18 protein-coding genes are annotated in these 16,743 nt (G+C 70.0%); 9 read left to right on the top strand and 9 right to left on the bottom strand.

Annotated features, from left to right (window positions below; all coding sequences use genetic code 11):
- Positions 1-28: 28 nt before the first annotated feature.
- The 6 genes from ACT54X_RS03100 to ACT54X_RS03125 form a co-directional block, all read right to left on the bottom strand.
- Positions 29-739 carry an ABC transporter ATP-binding protein gene (locus tag ACT54X_RS03100; RefSeq protein WP_234192335.1) on the bottom strand — a complete coding sequence of 237 codons (711 nt, stop codon included), beginning with the start codon at positions 737-739 and terminating at the stop codon, positions 29-31.
- 10 nt (positions 740-749) lie between these two features.
- Positions 750-2,567, bottom strand: coding sequence for a branched-chain amino acid ABC transporter ATP-binding protein/permease (locus tag ACT54X_RS03105; protein ID WP_476344961.1), 1,818 nt, complete (start codon positions 2,565-2,567; stop codon positions 750-752).
- Positions 2,564-3,487, bottom strand: coding sequence for a branched-chain amino acid ABC transporter permease (locus tag ACT54X_RS03110; protein WP_476344963.1), 924 nt, complete (start codon positions 3,485-3,487; stop codon positions 2,564-2,566). Before ACT54X_RS03110 ends, ACT54X_RS03105 begins: the two co-directional genes overlap by 4 nt.
- 66 nt (positions 3,488-3,553) lie before the next feature.
- Positions 3,554-4,753, bottom strand: coding sequence for an ABC transporter substrate-binding protein (locus ACT54X_RS03115; RefSeq protein ID WP_354318693.1), 1,200 nt, complete (start codon positions 4,751-4,753; stop codon positions 3,554-3,556).
- A gap of 70 nt (positions 4,754-4,823) precedes the next feature.
- Positions 4,824-5,600 (bottom strand): SDR family NAD(P)-dependent oxidoreductase, encoded by a 777-nt coding sequence (locus ACT54X_RS03120; protein WP_354318694.1) that lies wholly within the window; start codon positions 5,598-5,600, stop codon positions 4,824-4,826.
- 44 nt (positions 5,601-5,644) lie between these two features.
- On the bottom strand, positions 5,645-7,411 hold the full coding sequence (locus tag ACT54X_RS03125) for an FAD-dependent oxidoreductase (RefSeq protein WP_476344965.1): 1,767 nt from the start codon (positions 7,409-7,411) through the stop codon (positions 5,645-5,647).
- A 139-nt stretch (positions 7,412-7,550) separates the two neighbouring features.
- Between ACT54X_RS03125 and ACT54X_RS03130 the strand changes: the two genes are divergently transcribed.
- A complete protein-coding gene (locus ACT54X_RS03130; RefSeq protein WP_234192340.1) occupies positions 7,551-8,372 on the top strand; it encodes an IclR family transcriptional regulator in 822 nt (273 codons plus the stop codon).
- An 80-nt stretch (positions 8,373-8,452) separates the two neighbouring features.
- Here ACT54X_RS03130 and ACT54X_RS03135 read toward each other — a convergent pair whose 3' ends face one another.
- The 3 genes from ACT54X_RS03135 to flgA all read right to left on the bottom strand — a co-directional run bounded on the left by ACT54X_RS03135 (position 8,453) and on the right by flgA (position 10,077).
- Complete coding sequence (locus ACT54X_RS03135) at positions 8,453-8,854, bottom strand: hypothetical protein (protein WP_234192341.1); 402 nt, start codon at positions 8,852-8,854, stop codon at positions 8,453-8,455.
- Positions 8,855-8,859: 5 nt separating this feature from the next.
- Positions 8,860-9,159 (bottom strand): flagellar biosynthesis anti-sigma factor FlgM, encoded by a 300-nt coding sequence (gene flgM, locus ACT54X_RS03140; RefSeq protein WP_294369665.1) that lies wholly within the window; start codon positions 9,157-9,159, stop codon positions 8,860-8,862.
- 141 nt (positions 9,160-9,300) lie between these two features.
- A complete protein-coding gene (gene flgA, locus ACT54X_RS03145; RefSeq protein ID WP_234192343.1) occupies positions 9,301-10,077 on the bottom strand; it encodes a flagellar basal body P-ring formation chaperone FlgA in 777 nt (258 codons plus the stop codon).
- A gap of 291 nt (positions 10,078-10,368) precedes the next feature.
- Here flgA and flgB point away from each other — a divergent pair, with 291 nt between their 5' ends.
- The 8 genes from flgB (at position 10,369) to ACT54X_RS03185 (ending at position 16,740) form a co-directional block, all read left to right on the top strand.
- Positions 10,369-10,806 carry a flagellar basal body rod protein FlgB gene (gene flgB, locus ACT54X_RS03150; protein ID WP_294369669.1) on the top strand — a complete coding sequence of 146 codons (438 nt, stop codon included), beginning with the start codon at positions 10,369-10,371 and terminating at the stop codon, positions 10,804-10,806.
- A 160-nt stretch (positions 10,807-10,966) separates the two neighbouring features.
- Positions 10,967-11,407, top strand: a complete 441-nt coding sequence (gene flgC, locus ACT54X_RS03155) for a flagellar basal body rod protein FlgC (protein WP_017757311.1) — start codon at positions 10,967-10,969, stop codon at positions 11,405-11,407.
- A 40-nt stretch (positions 11,408-11,447) separates the two neighbouring features.
- Positions 11,448-12,113 (top strand): flagellar hook assembly protein FlgD, encoded by a 666-nt coding sequence (locus tag ACT54X_RS03160; RefSeq protein ID WP_294369674.1) that lies wholly within the window; start codon positions 11,448-11,450, stop codon positions 12,111-12,113.
- Positions 12,114-12,127: 14 nt separating this feature from the next.
- On the top strand, positions 12,128-13,327 hold the full coding sequence (gene flgE / locus ACT54X_RS03165; RefSeq protein ID WP_294369677.1) for a flagellar hook protein FlgE: 1,200 nt from the start codon (positions 12,128-12,130) through the stop codon (positions 13,325-13,327).
- 22 nt (positions 13,328-13,349) lie between these two features.
- Positions 13,350-14,084: a flagellar basal-body rod protein FlgF gene (gene flgF, locus ACT54X_RS03170; RefSeq protein WP_294369680.1), complete on the top strand. Its 735-nt coding sequence runs from the start codon at positions 13,350-13,352 to the stop codon at positions 14,082-14,084.
- 28 nt (positions 14,085-14,112) lie between these two features.
- A complete protein-coding gene (flgG, locus tag ACT54X_RS03175; protein WP_294369682.1) occupies positions 14,113-14,895 on the top strand; it encodes a flagellar basal-body rod protein FlgG in 783 nt (260 codons plus the stop codon).
- The gene (locus ACT54X_RS03180) at positions 14,895-15,581 is read left to right on the top strand and encodes a flagellar basal body L-ring protein FlgH (RefSeq protein WP_476344970.1); all 687 of its coding nucleotides are present in this window, start codon (positions 14,895-14,897) and stop codon (positions 15,579-15,581) included. The genes flgG and ACT54X_RS03180 overlap by 1 nt, the downstream gene beginning before the upstream one ends.
- A gap of 34 nt (positions 15,582-15,615) precedes the next feature.
- The gene (locus ACT54X_RS03185; RefSeq protein WP_294369688.1) at positions 15,616-16,740 is read left to right on the top strand and encodes a flagellar basal body P-ring protein FlgI; all 1,125 of its coding nucleotides are present in this window, start codon (positions 15,616-15,618) and stop codon (positions 16,738-16,740) included.
- The last annotated feature ends 3 nt before the right edge of the window (positions 16,741-16,743 follow it).

Below are 16,743 nucleotides of genomic sequence, written 5' to 3' on the forward strand. Positions count from 1 at the left end.
ATGAAGGGGAATGGGACGGGGCGGAAGGTCAGTGCGCGCCCAGGTAGGCGGCCCGCACCTTGGCGTCGCCCAGCAGCGCGCGGCCAGCGCCTTCGAGCGTGATGCGGCCGGTTTCCAGCACGTAGGCGCGGTCGGCCACGCCCAGCGCCTGCCGCGCCATCTGCTCGACCAGCAGGATGGTCAGGCCCGAGCGGCGCAGTTGCCGGATGGCCTCGAAGATGTCCTTGATGATCAGCGGCGCCAGGCCGAGCGAGGGCTCGTCCAGCAGCAGCAGGCGCGGCTCGCTCATCAGTGCGCGGGAGATGGCCAGCATCTGCTGCTCGCCGCCGGACAGCGTGCCCGACAGCTGGTGCTGCCGCTCGGCCAGCCGCGGAAAGCGCTGGAACTCGCGGGCGATGGCAGCCTCGACGGACACCGGGTCCTTGCGACGGCCATAGGCGCCCAGCATCAGGTTCTCGCGCACCGTCTGGTCGGCGAACACGCCCCGGCCTTCGGGCGACATGGCCACGCCCATGGCCACGCGCCGGTGCGGCGGCACGCGGGCCAGGTCCTCGCCGTCGAGCAGGATGCGGCCACCGGCCACGGGTTCCAGGCCGCAGATGCTCTTGAGCAGCGTGCTCTTGCCCGCGCCGTTGGCACCGATGATGGCCACGACCTCGCCGGCGCGTACCTCCATGCTGACGCCCTTGACGGCCTCGATGGCGCCGTAGGACACCTGGACGGATTCGATCTTCAACATGGCGGGCTCCTCAGGCGGCGCAGCGTTCCGGCGCGGGGACGGGCTCCGGCTGCGCCTCGGGTTCCGGTTCATCGGTGCCGAGGTAGGCCTCGACCACGCGCGGATTGCACTGCACCTCGGCCGGCGTGCCTTCGGCGATCTTGATACCGTAGTCCAGCACGATGACATGGTCCGACACGGCCATCACCAGGTCCATGTGGTGCTCCACCATCAGGATGCTGACGCCGCAGCGGCCGATGCGCAGCAGCAGCTGGCCCAGCTCGGCGGTCTCCTGCGGGTTGAGGCCCGCGGCCGGCTCGTCGAGCAGCAGCAGCTGCGGCTCGGTGGCCAGCGCCCGCGCCAGCTCGGCGCGCCGCTGCAGGCCGTAGGGCAGGCGGCCGGCCGGCTGGTGGGCCAGATGGGCCAGGTCCACCAGCGCCAGCAGCTGCAGGGCACGCTCGCGCGTGGCCGTCTCCTCGCGCCGTGCCGCCGGCATGCCCAGGAGCGAGGCGAAGAAGCCGTTGCGCATGCGGCTGTGCCGGCCCAGCATCACGTTGTCGAGCACCGAGAGCTCAGCGAACAGCCGCAGGTTCTGGAAGGTGCGGCCCATGCCGAGGCCGCAGATCTCGTGCACCGGGCGGCCCGCGATCTCGCGGCCCAGGAAGCGGATCGACCCCGCACTGGGCTCGACCACGCCGGTGAGCATGTTGATCATCGTGCTCTTGCCGGCGCCATTGGGCCCGATGAGGGCATGGATGTGGCCGCGCTGCAGCCGGAACGACACGTCCTGCGCCGGCTTGACGCCGCCATAGGCCTTGGTCAGCCCGTGCACCACCAGCAGCTCGCCGTCGGCCTGCGGCCCGATGCGTGGAACCGCCGCAGGGCCCGTCGGGGCGGGCGCCTGCGCCGGTGACAGTGCGGCACCGCGGCCGACCTTGCGCCGGAACAGGCCCGTGACCCCGCCCGGCATGGCATAGAGCGCGAAGAGCAGCAGGAAACCGTAGAGGAAATGCTGGGCCGACGGCCAGCGCGACAGCGCGGCATCCACTGCCGTCAGCACCACCGTGCCCACCAGCGGCCCATAGGTGGAGCCGGCCCCGCCGAACAGCACCAGCAGCAGGATGAAGATGGACAGGTGAAAGGTGATGAAGTCGGAGTTGATGTACTGGTTCTGCTGCGCCACGAGCGCACCCGCCACGCCGCAGGTGACCGCGGCCACCACGAAGGCGATCACCTTGGCCCGGTACACCCGCACACCCACCGACGACGACGCGATCTCGTCCGCCTGCAGCGACAGCAGCGCCCGGCCGAAGCGGCCCGCCAGCAGGTTGCGCAGCAGCAGGTGCGTCAGCGCGCACAGCACCACGCCGAACCCCACCCACTGCGCCGAGCTGAGCGGCTGACCGTTCCAGGTGACCGGGCGGATACCGTAGATGCCCTGCGCGCCGCCGAAGACGTCGGTCCACTCCCCCACCAGCTTCTCGACCACGATGCCGAAGGCCAGGGTCACCATCGCCAGGTAGGGGCCCTTGACGCGCAGCGACGGCAGCGCGATCAACACGCCGCACAGGGCCGAGACGGCCGCGGCGGCCAGCAGCGCCAGCCAGGGACTGATCTCGGTGCGGCTGGTGAGCAATGCCACGGCGTAGGCGCCCGCGGCGAACAGTCCAGCCTGGCCCAGCGACTTCTGCCCGGCAAAGCCGACCAGCACGTTCATGCCCGCCGCGCACAGGTAGTAGACGCACATCATGAACACGATGCGCAGGTAGTAGTCGTTGTCGACCAGTGCCGTGGCGCCGATGACGGCGGCGGCCGCCAGCAGCACGCCGACCAAATGCCGGGCGTTCATACCTTCTCCACCATCGGCTTGCCGAACAGGCCCGTGGGCCGGAAAGCCAGCACCAGGATGACCAGCGCGAACACCGCCACCTCGCGCCACTGCGCCTGCCACAGGTTGACCAGCGACTCCAGCACGCCCAGCGCAAAGCCGCCGATGACGCAGCCGCGCGGATTGCCCAGGCCGCCGATCATGGCGCCCGAAAAGCCCTTGAGTCCCACCGTCAGGCCCATGAAGAGCGAGGCCTGCGCGATGGGCGCCAGCAGGAAGCCCGACAGGCCCGCCAGCGCCGAGCTGGCGACGAAGGCGCCGATCATCACGGCCTGCGTATTGATGCCCATGAGGCTGGCGACGTTGCCGTTGGCCGCCACCGCGCGCATGGCCTTGCCGATCATGGTGCGGTTCATCACCCAGTCGAAGCCCAGCATCACCACCACCGCCACGCCCAGCGTGAGCAGCTCCTGCGGGCGCACGCCCACGCCCAGGATGCGGATCACCGAGTCGCCCACCGGGCCCGGCACCACCACCGGCTTGGGCCCCCAGATGGCCAGGCCGATGCTCTGCAGGATGACGCCGAAGCCCAGCGTGCTCATCACCCAGGCCATGCCCGGCCGGCCGGCAAAGGGCCGCACGCCCACCATGTACAGCAGCCACCCCAGCACGCCCATCACACCCAGTGCGCCGGCCAGGGCCAGCAGCTGCGCACTGGCCCCGGGCTGCGCGCTGCCGAAGCTGGTGGAGCTCACCGGCAGCCCCAGCACCAGGAAGAGCGCACTCATGCCGATGAAGGCGCCGGCGGAGACGAACTCTCCGTGCGAGAAATTGAGCGTCTTGGTGGTCGTGAACGTGATGCTGAAGCCCAGCGCCACCAGCGCGTAGGCACCGCCCACGGCCAGGCCGCTGAGAATCGCCTGCAGGAGCGCCTCTGTCATGTCTGCCTCCGAAGAAAGAGCCGGTCCGGCCGTGGCCGGACCGCGATGCCGCCCGACGGCAGCGCCTTACTGCTTGAAGTCCGCCTGGGCCAGGCCGCCGATCACGGGGTCGGTGTAGGGCATCAGCTTGCCGTCCTTCCAGCGGATCCAGACCAGGTCCTTGGCGGTCAGGGCCTCGTGGTTGGTCTTGCTGAAGGGCTTGTCGTAGGTCTTGAGCACGCCTTGAACCGGTGCCTTGAGATCCTCCAGCGCGGCGCGCACGGCCGGACCGTCGACGCTGCCGGCCTGCTTCGCCGCCGCGGCATACAGCATGACCGAGTCGTAGCCATGCAGCGCGAAGGAGAAGGAGCCCGGCGCCTTCAGCCGCGCACCGATGCGGTCGAACAGCTTCTGCTGCACCGGCGTGCGGGTTTCGCTCACCGTGCGCATGAAGATGGGCTTCTCGGCCAGCGCCTTGCCCGCCGCGTCGTAGAAGGTGATGTTGTCGGCCGCCCACGAGGTGAGCACCAGCGGGAAGTAGTCGATCTTCTCCATGCTGCGCACCAGCTGCGCGATGGGCGTGCCCTGGGCCCAGACCACGACGGTGTCCACGCCGGCCGACTTCATCTTGCCCAACTGCGAGGTCATGTCGGTGTCGCCGACGCCGAAGCGCTCGGTGGCCGCGACCTTGATGCCCTGCAGCTTGGCGATCTCCTCCATGTCCTTCAGGCCGCCCTGGCCGTAGCCGGTGGTCTCGGCCATCAGGCCCACCACCCTGGACTTCTCGGCGTTCTTCTTCACATAGGCCATCAGCGCCGCCACCTGCTCGCGGTCCACCATCGAGACGCGGAACATGTAGTTGTCGGCGCCGGGGCTCATGGGCTTGGTGATGTCGGTGCCCGAGCCCACGTTGCCGATCACCGGCACCTTCTTCTGGTTGGCGATGTGCTTCCAGGCCATGGCATTGCCGGAGTTGGTGGGGCCGAACACCGCCGCCACCTTCTCGTTGTCGACCAGCTCGCTCATGTTCTGGATGGACTTGGGTGGCGCCGAGGTGTCGTCGCGCGTCACCAGCACCAGCTTGCGGCCGAGCACGCCGCCGGCCGCGTTGATGTCGGCGATGGCCGCCTCCATGCCCAGCACCGCGGCCTGGCCGCTCTGCGCGGAGGGCGAGGCCGAGAGGTCGCCGTTGTAGCCCAGCTTGATGTCCTGCGCGCTGGCGGCCGCGGCAGCGGCGGCCAGGCCGGCGGCGAGCAAGGCCCGCTTGAAGAAGGTCGGAAGGCGCATGTCTGTCTCCTGCTGTGTTGTTCGAAGGGAAAGGGAACCCGGCGTGTTCCCGCGTGATGCCGGTGTGCGATCAGGCCGCGAGGAAGCCGCCGTCCACCGGCAGCGTGACGCCGGTGACGTAGCTGGCCATGGGCGAGGCCAGGAACACGACGGGCCCCACCAGTTCCTCGGGCTGCCCGACGCGGCCCATGGGCGTGCGCTGCATGAAGCGCTCGAGCCGCTCGGGCGCCTCGCGGGTGTAGGCCGTCATCGGCGTCTCGATGACACCGGGCGCGATGGCGTTCACGCGCACGCCGTCGCGCGCCAGTTCCACGGCCAGCGCCTGGGTCATGAGCCGTACCGCGCCCTTGGAGGGCGAATAGCCCACCACGCCCGGGATGCCGACGCTGGCGGCGATCGACGCCACGTTGATGACGACCCCGCGGGTGCGCCGCAACGCGGGCAGCCAGGCCTGGGTGGGATGGAAGGTGCCCATGACGTTCACGTCCAGCGTGCGCGACAGGTTCGACGCGGCCTGCGCGCTGTCCATGCCCTCGCGCACCAGGATGCCGGCGTTGTTGACCAGGATGTCCAGGTCCGCCACCTGGGCCGACACCGTGGCGGCCAGCGCGGCGCAGGCCTCGGGCGAGGTGACGTCGAGCCCATAGGCGCAGGCCCGGCCGCCTGCGGCCTCGATCTCGGCCGCGACGGCCTGCGCATTGCCTTCGTGCAGGTCGGTGACGACCACGGTGGCGCCGGCCCGGGCCAGGCCGCAGGCGATGGCCCGGCCGTTGCCCTGCCCGGCCCCGGTGACGAGCGCGGTCCGGCCCGCCAGCACACGCGGTGCCGTGAGTTCTGAGATGTCCATGGAGTGAAGGAAGGAAGCGTCGAGGGAAAGTGCAGCCGCCGTGCTCAGGCCGGCAGCGTGTCGAACTGTGCGAAGGCGGGCGCCAGCGCGGGCGTGGCGGCGGGCGCACCCAGCTCGCCCTGCCGGGCCAGCACATTGCCCACCACGTAGCCAAAGGTCAGCGCCGGGCCCAGCGTGATGCCCGCACCGGGGTAGTTGCCGCCCATGACGCTGGCCGCGTCGTTGCCGACTGCGAACAGGCCCGGAATCGGCCGGCCCTGCTGGCTCAGCACGCGGCAGCTGGCATCGGTGGCCAGCCCCGCGAAGGTGCCGATCTCGCCGACCACCAGCCGGATGGCGTAGAAGGGCCCGTTCTGGATCGGCGCCATGCAGGGATTGGGCTTGACCAGCGAGTCGCCCTGGTAGCGGTTGTAGGCGGTGCTGCCCTTCTGGAAGCGGCTGTCCTTGCCGCTGGCGGCGTCACGGTTGAAGGCCTGTACCTCCTCCTGCAGGGCCGCGGGCGGCACCTCGATGACACGGGCCAGTTCCTCCAGCGTGCGACCACGGCGCAGGTAGCCGTTGCGCAGGTATTTGCCGATGGGCAGCGGGAACGGCGCCACCGCACCCATGCCGTATTCGCGCAAGTGTTTGTGGTCGCAGACGAGCCAGCAGCTCACCGCCGGCAGGCCCGCGCAGGCCTTGACCAGGCGCTGCACGAAGTCGTGGTACGACAGCGCCTCGTTGGCGAAGCGGCGACCGTCGGGCGTGACGGCGATGACGCCCGGCTTGGCCCGGTCGATGAAGTGGGGCATTACGCCCTGCGAGCCGTCCTTGCGCTGCAGGACCGAGGTGGGGCACCAGGCCGCCGCATTCGGGATGGTCGGATCGACCCAGCCACCCACCGATTCGCCCAGGCGCAGGCCGTCGCCGGTGTTGAGCGGTGGCGAGGGCGTGAAATGCTCCCGCCCTGTGGGCGCATGCGGAAAGAGCTGCTTGCGGCGCTCCACGTCGTAGGGAAAGCCGCCGCAGGCCAGCACGACGCCACGGCGCACCCGCACCTCGGTAGGCACGCCGTCGCGCACGACGGTGGCGCCGACCACGGCGTCGCCCTCCACGAGCAGCTTGCTGACCGGCGCGTTCAGCCACACGGGAATGCCCAGGTCCATGCCGGCCTTGGCCAGCCGGCCGGCCAGCGCATTGCCGTTGGTCAGCGTCATGCCGCGGCCATGGCGCAGCACGTCCAGCAAGTGGCCGCCGAAGCGCCGTGCCACATACAGGAAGGATTCGAGCGACTTGAAGGCCCGCAGGAAGTGCCACAGCTCCTTGCCCGAGCCCAGCATCATCCCGAACACCGTGAGCTCGGGCACCGGCGGCGCCAGTTGCGCCACGCGCTCGCCCAGCTCGCGGGCGTCGAAGGGACGGGTGACCATGGAGCGCCCGCCCGGCTGGCCGCCGGGCGCCTCGGCGTGGTAGTCGGGGAACACCGGCGGCATGTCGAACTGCACGCAGGTGTTGCGGGTGAAGAAATCGATGGCCTTCGGGCCGTTCTCCAGGAAGGCGTCGACGCGGGCCGCGTCGAAATGGGTGGTCGCCTCGTGCTGCAGGTAGGTCCGTGCGGCGCCGGGCGGTTCGTGGATGCCCTGCTCCGTGGCCAGCCGGGTGCCGGGAATCCACAGCCAGCCTCCCGACCGTGCCGTGGTGCCGCCATACAGCGGGGCCTTGTCCACCACCAGCACCTTGAGCCCCTGGTGCGCCGCCGTCACTGCGGCGGACATGCCGGACGCGCCGGTGCCGACCACCAGCACGTCGTAGATCTCTTGTCCTTCAGTCATTCGCCATGTCTCCTCGGCCCACACGGTTCAGGAGGAACGCGTTGCCGTGCCGTTAGTATTGAGCTAACGCATCTTTCTCAATCTAATCGTTTACCCTGGGAGAATGGGTTTGATAAGATCGAAGCGTTAGGAGACATCCATGGGCCTTTCGGACAACGACCCGGGCGAATCGAACGCGGAAAAGGAACGGCGGGGCATCCAGTCGGTGGAGGCCGGCGGCCAGCTGTTGCTGGCGCTGGGCGCACATGGCCGGCCCATGCCGCTGCGCGAACTGGCCAAGGCGGCCGACATGGCGCCGGGCAAGGCGCACCCCTACCTCGTGAGCTTCTCCAAGCTGGGGCTGGTGACGCAGGAGGCCTCCACCGGCCATTACTGGCTGGGGCCCACGGCCATGCAGCTGGGTCTGGTGACGCTGCGCATGCTCAATCCGGTGCGCGAGGCGGTGCCCTTCGCCGAAGACCTGGCCCGCGAGACGGGGCACAGCGTGGCGCTGTCGGTATGGGGCAACCAGGGGCCGACCATCGTGTTCCTGTTCGACGCCATCTACCCGCTGCACACCAACATCCGCACCGGCACGGTGATGTCGCTGGCCTCCACGGCCACCGGCCGGCTGTTCGCGGCCTACCTGCCGGCGCGGCTGATCGAGGAATCGCTGCTGGAGGATGCGCGCCGCCTGGGCCCGGACATCGCCCAGCCCGCCGAACCCGACAACCTGCAGGCCCTGCTGCAGGAGGTGCGCGAGCACGGCGTCTCCCGCGCCGTCAACAACCCCACGCCGGGGGTGTGCTCTTTCGCGGCGCCGGTGTTCGACTATTCGGGCAACATCGTCCTGGGCATCACGCTGATGGGGCGCTCGCGCTCCTTCGACACCGACTGGAACGGCACCCAGGCCAAGGCTGCCAAGGCCTGCGGGGCCGCGGTGTCACGGCGGCTGGGCCACCAGTCGCTGCGGCCGACCTGAACCGGACGCCCATGAAAAAGCCCCGCGCCATCCGGCCGGGGCTTTTTCATGGGGCGCGCCGGACGGGCGCGCGGACCGGCTCAGTGCATGCCGGCCGAGGCACCGCGCGCCGCGGCGCCGAACATGGCGCGCTGGCCCAGGCCGGCGCCATAGGTGGGCATGTCCTGTGTGCCCAGCAGGGCCGACAGGCTGCGCTCCACGGCGGCGGCGCGGCGGGCGATGCCGGCACGCATCACGCGCAGCCGCTGGGCGACGCCTTCGATGCGGTCGCGGAAGTCGGCGTCGAACACCTCGGCCGACAGCGCCGACTCCAGCACGTTGCTGAAACCGCTGGCAACCTGGCGCATGCCGTTGCAGGCGGCCTCCAGCGCCGGGGCGTCGCCTTCGAGCAGGCGGGCATCCACGGCGTCGAGCTGGCGCTCGACTTCCTGCAACAGCTCTTCGGTGGACTCGCGGGTGTCGATCATCAGGGGGGCATGCATGGCGTTCAACCTCTTGTGCGGCTCAGCATTTCCTGAGCGTTGGCGAGCATCTTGTCGGCCACGGCGCCGGCATCGACGGTGAAAGTGCCGTTGGCGATGGCTTCGCGCATCGAGGCGACCTTGGCCTCGTCGATGCCCGAGCCCGAACCGGTGCGGCCGAGCGACTGCACCGTGGACGACACGTCGACCGACACCCCGGCCTCGGCCCGGGCGCCACCCGACTCCGCCGCGGTGGTGGCGGCGCGGTCCGACCGCACCGCACCGGTGGCGATCAGGCCGACTTCATTGCTTGCACCGACTTTCATGACTGGACTCCATGCGCCCTTGGAAGGGCAGCGTCACTGTTTTTCGGCGGCCTCCCGGGGAACTTGAGGACTTTTTTTCGACTTTCTTCGATCGCCCGCGTCCGCAGATGTCCACGACGCGCGCGTTCGTGAAGCGCATTCCTAGAGCGCCATGCGCACCGTCCCGGCGTCGACCACCTGTCCGGTGGCGATGCGTCCGTTGGGCATGCGCACGCGCACCGCCTCGCCCACCCCGCCCGCACTGAGGGCCTGGCCCTCGGTGCTGACCTCGAAGCCGCGCCCACCCGCCAGGATGCGGACCGAGGCGCCCGCCTGCAGCACCTGCTGCGTGCGCACCATGGCCTGGCGGATCGGCTGGCCGGCCGCCAGCGCCCGGGTGGCGACGCGCCCCACCCACTGGGCCGGATCGGCCACCACCGGCGACGCATCCGCGGCCCAGTCGGCCTCGGCCTGCACGGCGTCGCCCGCCTGCAGCACCGCCCCCGGCGCCACGCCGTCGCGCAGCACCCAGGCCGGGCCGATGGCCTTGACCGTCACGGGCAGGAAGACGTTCCAGCGCACGGCGCCGTCCACGCAGCGCAGGCCGAGCCGGCTGCGGCCCCACAGGCGCTGGCCGGGTGGCAGGTAGGGCTCGACGCTGGCGCAGGGCGCCAGGCGCAGCCGGCTGTCCAGCGTGCCAACGCTCACCTCCATGCGCAGGGGCGCCATGTCGGTGCCGGCGGCGCCGCGGCCCTGGGCCACGGCATCGTCCACCCAGTGCTGGGCGGCGGCCACGAAATCGGCGCCCATCTCGCCGCCGATGCCCGGCAGCGTACCGGCGCCGCCGGGGGTCTGGGCGAGCGCCGGAGCCAGGGCGGCCAGGGCGAGACCCAGGGCGGCGGCCAGGTTCTTCAGGAAGCAGCGGTGCGAGCGGGACATGGCAGGACGGCGGCAAGGGTCGGCCGGGGCCGGGGGCAAGAAAGGCGCCGACCGGGTGCACGGACACCGGCGGCATAGCGCCATGGCTAGGCGCGCAGGCCGGCCATTGGCGGGATGCGATGCACTGTAGACAGGGGCCCGCCGTGCCAAAGCCGGAAACAGCCCGGAAAAGCCGCCTTTGTTCCCGCCATTCGCCCCGGGGCCTCCCGCCCACAATTTCCGCACGGTGGCGTCCGTCCCTTCACGGGGTGGCACACCGCCCTCCTCCCTTCGCCACACCAAGGATCACGCATGCTGGACAAGCTGACGCAGTCGATGGACTTCCAGGGCCAGGCACTGATGCTGCGCGCCGAGCGCCAGCGCGTGATCGCCGGGAACATCGCCAATGCCGACACGCCCGGCTACGCCGCGCGCGAGCTGGACTTTGCCGCCGCGCTGTCCGAGGCCACCGCCGGCGACCGCAGCGGCGCCGCGGGCAGCCCGGCGCAGGCGACCGCGGCCGACGATGGCCGCAGCGACGGCCGGCACTTCCGGCTGGCGCCGCGCACCAGCGATGCCGGCGGCAGCCTGGCCTACACCGCCCAGGTGCAGCCCGCCATGGACGGCAACAGCGTGGACTTGGACCGCGAGCGCGCCGCCTTCGCCGACAACGCCGTGCGCTACGAGGCCACGCTGCGCTTCCTCAATGGCCAGGGCAAGACGCTTCTGTCCGCCATCCAGGGGCAATGACATGGAACACCCCCAATCTGCGCGCTTCGCGCTCCGCCGACCCCCTCGAAGGGGCGCGCCCGGCGGCCCGGCAAAGCCGGTTCCGCGGGCGCTCTGGCATGGCCTGCTCCGCGGCCGCTCGATCCACCCGACAGACCACGAAAGATAGGGCGCGGCCGCCATGTCCATGTTCTCCATCTTCGGCATCTCCGGCAGCGCGGTGAGCGCGCAGTCGCAGCGCCTGAACGTCGTGGCCAGCAACCTGGCCAATGCGGACGCCACGGCCGGGCCGGACGGCAAGGCCTACAAGGCGCGGCAGGTGGTCTTCCAGACCGTGGACCTGGGCGATGCCGGCGCCGAGGGCGACCCCACGACCGCGGGCAAGAGCTATTCGGCCGGCGTGCGCGTCGACGCCGTCACCGAACGGCAGGACCCGGGCCGGCGCGTGCACGAGCCCGGCAACCCGCTGGCCGACGCCGACGGCTATGTCACCTATTCCAACGTCAACGCGGTGGAGGAGATGGTCAACATGATCTCGGCCTCGCGCTCCTACCAGAACAACGTCGAAGTGATGAACACGGCCAAGAGCCTGCTGCTCAAGACGCTGCAACTGGGCCAGTGACCCGCATCCCCGACATCGCCACCGCCGCAGGAACCTCCGCATGAGCACCGTCACCGGCACCACCGCCAGCAACAGCACCACCGGCAGCACGGGCGGCGCCTCGTCGCTCGCCTCCACCTCGGCCGCGGACCTGCAGGACCGCTTCCTGAAGCTGCTGGTCGCCCAGCTGAGCAACCAGGACCCGATGAACCCGATGGACAACGCACAGCTGACCTCGCAGATCGCGCAGATCAACACCGTCACCGGCATCGAGAAGCTCAACAGCACCGTCAGCGGCCTGGCCACCCAGGCCTCGACCACGCAGACCCTGCAGGCCGCCGCCGTGGTGGGCAAGAACGTGCTCACCGAAGGCAAGACGCTGGCCTACAGCAGCGACGGCAAGACGGCCATGGGGGCCGTCGTGCTGGACGCGGCCGCCACCGAGGTCACGGTCAAGGTCACCAACGCCGCCGGCCAGGTGATCGATACCAAGTCGCTGGGCGCGCTGCCGGCCGGCGAGCACGACATCACGCTCGACGCCTCGGGCTATCCCAGCGACCAGGAGCTGAGCTTCAGCGTCACCGCCACCAACAAGGGCGATGCCGTGGGCAGCACCACGCTGATGTACGACAGCGTGACCTCGGTGAGCACCACCAGCGACGGGCTGACGCTCAACCTCAGCCGCAACGGCAGCAAGCCGTATTCCGCCATCTACTCGATTCTCTGACCCAGGAGCCTTCCATGAGCTTTCAGCAGGCCATCGCCGGACTCAACGCCGCCAGCCGCAGCCTCGACGTGATCGGGCACAACATCGCCAATGCCGGCACCACCGGCATGAAGTCCTCCCGGGTCGAGTTCGCCGAGGTGTATGCGGCCGCCGCGGCCGGCACCAACAGCGTGACCGGCGGCATGGGCGTGATGGTGGGCAACGTGTCCCAGCAGTTCACGCAGGGCAACATCAACGCCACCAACAACGCGCTCGACCTGGCCATCAACGGCAACGGCTTCTTCGAGGTGACGATGCCCGACGGCAGCGCCGCCTACACCCGCGCGGGCAACTTCAAGAAGGACGCCTCCGGCACCATCGTGACGGCCACCGGCGCCAAGCTGATGGGCTATCCGACGGATGCCAAGGGCAACCGCACCAGCTCCACCCTCCAGACGCTGGTGGTGCCCACCGGCACCGTGCCGGCCAAGCGCACCTCGGCCGTCAGCGCCGACATCACGCTGGACGCATCGGCCGCCGTGTCCACCAGCACCGCCGACCTGTCCAAGTACAGCACCTCGATGACCGCCTACGACGCCCAGGGCCTCAAGGTGGAGGTGGGCATGTATTTCCAGAAGACGGCGAACAACACCTGGAACGTCTACACCAGCGTCAACGGCAGCACGCCGTCGGCCTCCACCCCCTTCCAGATCGGCTTCGACGCCTCGGGCAACCTGACCAGCGGCGGCACGCAAACGCTCACGCTGTCGTCGCCCAACGATCCCACGCAAACCTTCACCGCCTCGCTGGACCTGAGCAAGCTCAAGCAGGTCAGCTCCAGCTTCACGGTCAACGACCTGACGCAGGACGGCTACACCGCCGGCCAGCTCACCAGCCTGACCATCGACGACACCGGCACGCTGATGGCGACCTATTCCAACAACCAGACGCAGGCGGCCGGCCAGGTCGCACTGGCGGACTTCCGCAATCCGCAGGGCCTGGGCATCACCGATTCCGGCTACTGGTTCGAGACCACCGCCTCGGGTCAGCCGCTGCTGGGCGCGCCGGGCGAAGGCGTGTTCGGCTCGATTCAGAGCAAGGCGCTGGAAGACTCCAACGTCGACCTGACCGCCGCGCTGGTCGACATGATGACCACGCAGCGCGCCTACCAGGCCAATGCCCAGACGATCAAGACGCAGGACCAGGTCCTGCAGACGCTGGTCAACCTCCGCTGATCGACGGACGGGCTGAGCACGCATGGACCGCCTGATCTACACCGCGATGACCGGCGCCAGCGCCGCGGCGCAGCGCCAGTCCGTGCTCGCGAACAACCTGGCCAATGCCTCGACGCCGGGCTTTCGCGCCGAACTGGCCAACTTCCGCGCGGTGCCGCTGCGCGGCGACGGCGCCACCACGCGCGTGTTCGCCATGGAGACCACCACCGGCTACGACAGCCGCCCCGGCGCGCTGCAGCGCACCGGCCGCGACCTGGATATGACGGCCCAGGGCAACGCCTGGTTCGCCGTGCAGGGCCTGGACGGCACTGAGGCCTACACCCGCAGCGGTGCCTTCCAGATCTCGCCCGAAGGCGCGCTGACCACGAGCAGCGGGCTGCTGGTGCTCTCGGACGGTGGCTCGCCCATCGACGTGCCGGCCGGCGCCAACCTCACCGTAGGCGCCGACGGCACGATCAGCGCGCAGCAGACCGGCCAGCCGGCCGCGGTGCTGGGCCGCATCAAGCTCGCCACGTCCGAGACGCCGCTCACCCGCGGCACCGACGGCCTGTTCCGCCCCGGCGAGGGCGATGTGCTGCCCGCCGATGCCAATGCGCGCCTGGAGACCGGCGCGCTCGAAGGCTCGAACGTGAACCCGGTCGAGACCATGGTCGGCATGATCGCCGCCGCCCGCCAGTTCGAGCAACAGATGCGCCTGCTGCAGACCACCGAAACCGCCGACAAGTCCGCCGCCCAGCTGCTGAGCGTGCAGGGCTGATTCCACTTCACACCGCAGGCACACCGCCATGATCAATTCGCTCTGGATCTCGAAGACCGGCATGGAGGCCCAGCAGACCCAGCTGGACGTCATCTCCCACAACCTGGCCAACGTCTCGACCACCGGCTACAAGCGCGCCAACGCGGTGTTCCAGGACCTGATGTACCAGAACCTGCGTCAGGTGGGCGCCAATGCCAACGAGCAGACGCAGCTGCCCACCGGCCTGCAGCTGGGCCTGGGCGTGCGCACCATCGCCACCAGCCGCTCCTTCACTCAGGGCAGCCTGCAGTCCACCACCAACCAGCTGGACATGGCGATCAAGGGCAACGGCTTCTTCCAGGTGACCATGCCCGACGGCAGCACCGGCTACACGCGCGACGGCTCGTTCCAGGTGGATGCGCAGGGCCGCATCGTGACCTCCTCGGGCCTGCCGATCGCCAACGGCATCACCGTGCCGACCACCGCCACCAGCGTGAGCGTGGCCACGGACGGCACCGTCACGGCAACGCTGCCCAACAACGCGACGCCGCAGAACATCGGCACCATCGCGCTGGTCAACTTCATCAACCCGGCCGGACTGGAGCCGCGTGGCGACAACCTCTTCGCCGAGACGGCGGCCTCGGGCCAGCCCAATGGCGGCACCGCGGGCACCAATGGCCTGGGCACGGTGGTGCAGGGCATGCTGGAGACCTCGAACGTCAACGTGGTCACCGAGCTGGTGTCGATGATCCAGACGCAGCGGGCCTACGAGATGAACTCGAAGGCGATCCAGACCAGCGACCAGATGCTGCAGAAATTAGGACAGCTCTGATGCACCGCCTGCTTGCCCTGATCGCCGCAGCGCTGGCCGTCGCCACACTGGTGGGCTGCTCGACCCTGGCCAACACGCCGCAGGTGGACATCCCCGACACGCGCCCGCAGATCACCTATCCCACGCAGTTGCAGACACCCCGCGCGGCCACGGGCAGCCTGTACCACAACGCGAGCTACCGGCCGCTGTTCGAGGACCGGCGCGCACGCATGGCCGGCGACACGGTCACCATCAACATCGTGGAGACGCTGACCGCCAGCCAGAAGTCCACGTCGACGGTGAACAAGAAGGACAGCCTGAGCGCGGGCGTCACCGCCCTGCCCTTCATCAGCGCCAACTCCTTCACCCGCGCCAGCGCGGCCGGCAACTCCGCCACCGACTTCGCCGGCAAGGGCGGCACCGAGGCCGCCAACACCTTCTACGGCACCATCACCTCGACGGTGGTGGATGTGCTGCCCAACGGGCATCTGGTGGTGGTGGGCGAAAAGCAGATCGGCGTGAACCAGAACGTGGACGTGCTGCGCTTCTCGGGCACGGTGGACCCGCGCGCCATCGGCCCGGGCAGCGTCGTCAACTCGACGCAGGTGGCCAATGTGCGCATCGAGTCGCGCGGCCGCGGCGCCCAGGGCGAGGCCCAGGTCATGCCCTGGCTCAGCCGCTTCTTCATGAACGTGATGCCCTTCTAGCGGCAGCCGCGACGCACGACAGGATCGAGGGGAAATGAACAACACGACGAAGACCATCCACCGCCTGCTGGCGGGTGCCGCACTGGGCCTGGCCCTGCTGGCGCCGGCGCAGGCGGTGCGCATCAAGGAAGTGGCCGCCGTGCAGGGCGTGCGCAGCAACCAGCTGACCGGCTACGGCCTGGTGGTGGGCCTGGATGGCACCGGCGACCAGACCACGCAGATGCCCTTCACCACGCAGAGCGTGGCCAACTACCTGCAGCAGTTGGGCATCACGCTGCCCGACAACCGGGCCAGCCAGCTGCAGCTCAAGAACGTGGCGGCCGTGATCGTCACGGCCCAGCTGCCGGCCTTCGCGCAGCCGGGCCAGGCGGTGGACGTGACGGTCGCCTCCATGGGCAATGCCCGCTCGCTCAAGGGCGGCATGCTGGTGGCCACGCCGCTGCGCGGTGCCGACGGCGAGATCTACGCCATCGCCCAGGGCAACGTGGTGGTGGGCGGTGCGGGTGCCGCGGCCGCCGGCAGCAAGGTGCAGATCAACCACCTGAGCGCCGGCCGCGTGCCCGAGGGCGCGCAGGTGGAACGGGCCGTGCCCACGCCCCTGCTCGATGGCGACACCATCAACCTGGGCCTGAACGCGGCCGACTTCCAGACCGCCAGCCGCGTGGCCGAGGCCATCAACCGCCGCATGGGCAGCGGCATGGCCCGCGCCATGGACGGCCGCACGGTGCAGGTGCGTGCGCCCGGCGACTCGGATGCACGCGTGAGCTTCATCGCCCAGCTCGAAGAGTTGACGCTGGAGCAGGCCGCGCCCGCGGCCAAGGTGGTGATCAACGCGCGCACGGGCTCCATCGTGCTGAACCAGGCGGTGACGCTCAACCCCTGCGCCATCGCCCATGGCAACCTGTCGGTGACCATCAGCTCGCAGCCGGTGGTGAGCCAGCCGGCGCCGCTGTCGGGCGGCCAGACGGTGGTGGCCCAGCAGGCCGCCATCCAGATCAAGCAGGAGCCGGGCATCCTCTACCAGGTGCCGGCCTCGCCGCAACTCGCCGACGTGGTGCGCGCGCTCAATGCACTGGGCGCCACGCCGCAGGACCTGCTGGCCATCCTGCAGGCCATCAAGGCCTCGGGCGCGCTCAATGCCGAGCTGGAAGTGATCTGACGC

It is taken from the genome of Pseudacidovorax sp. DMC4 (genome assembly GCF_056314265.1).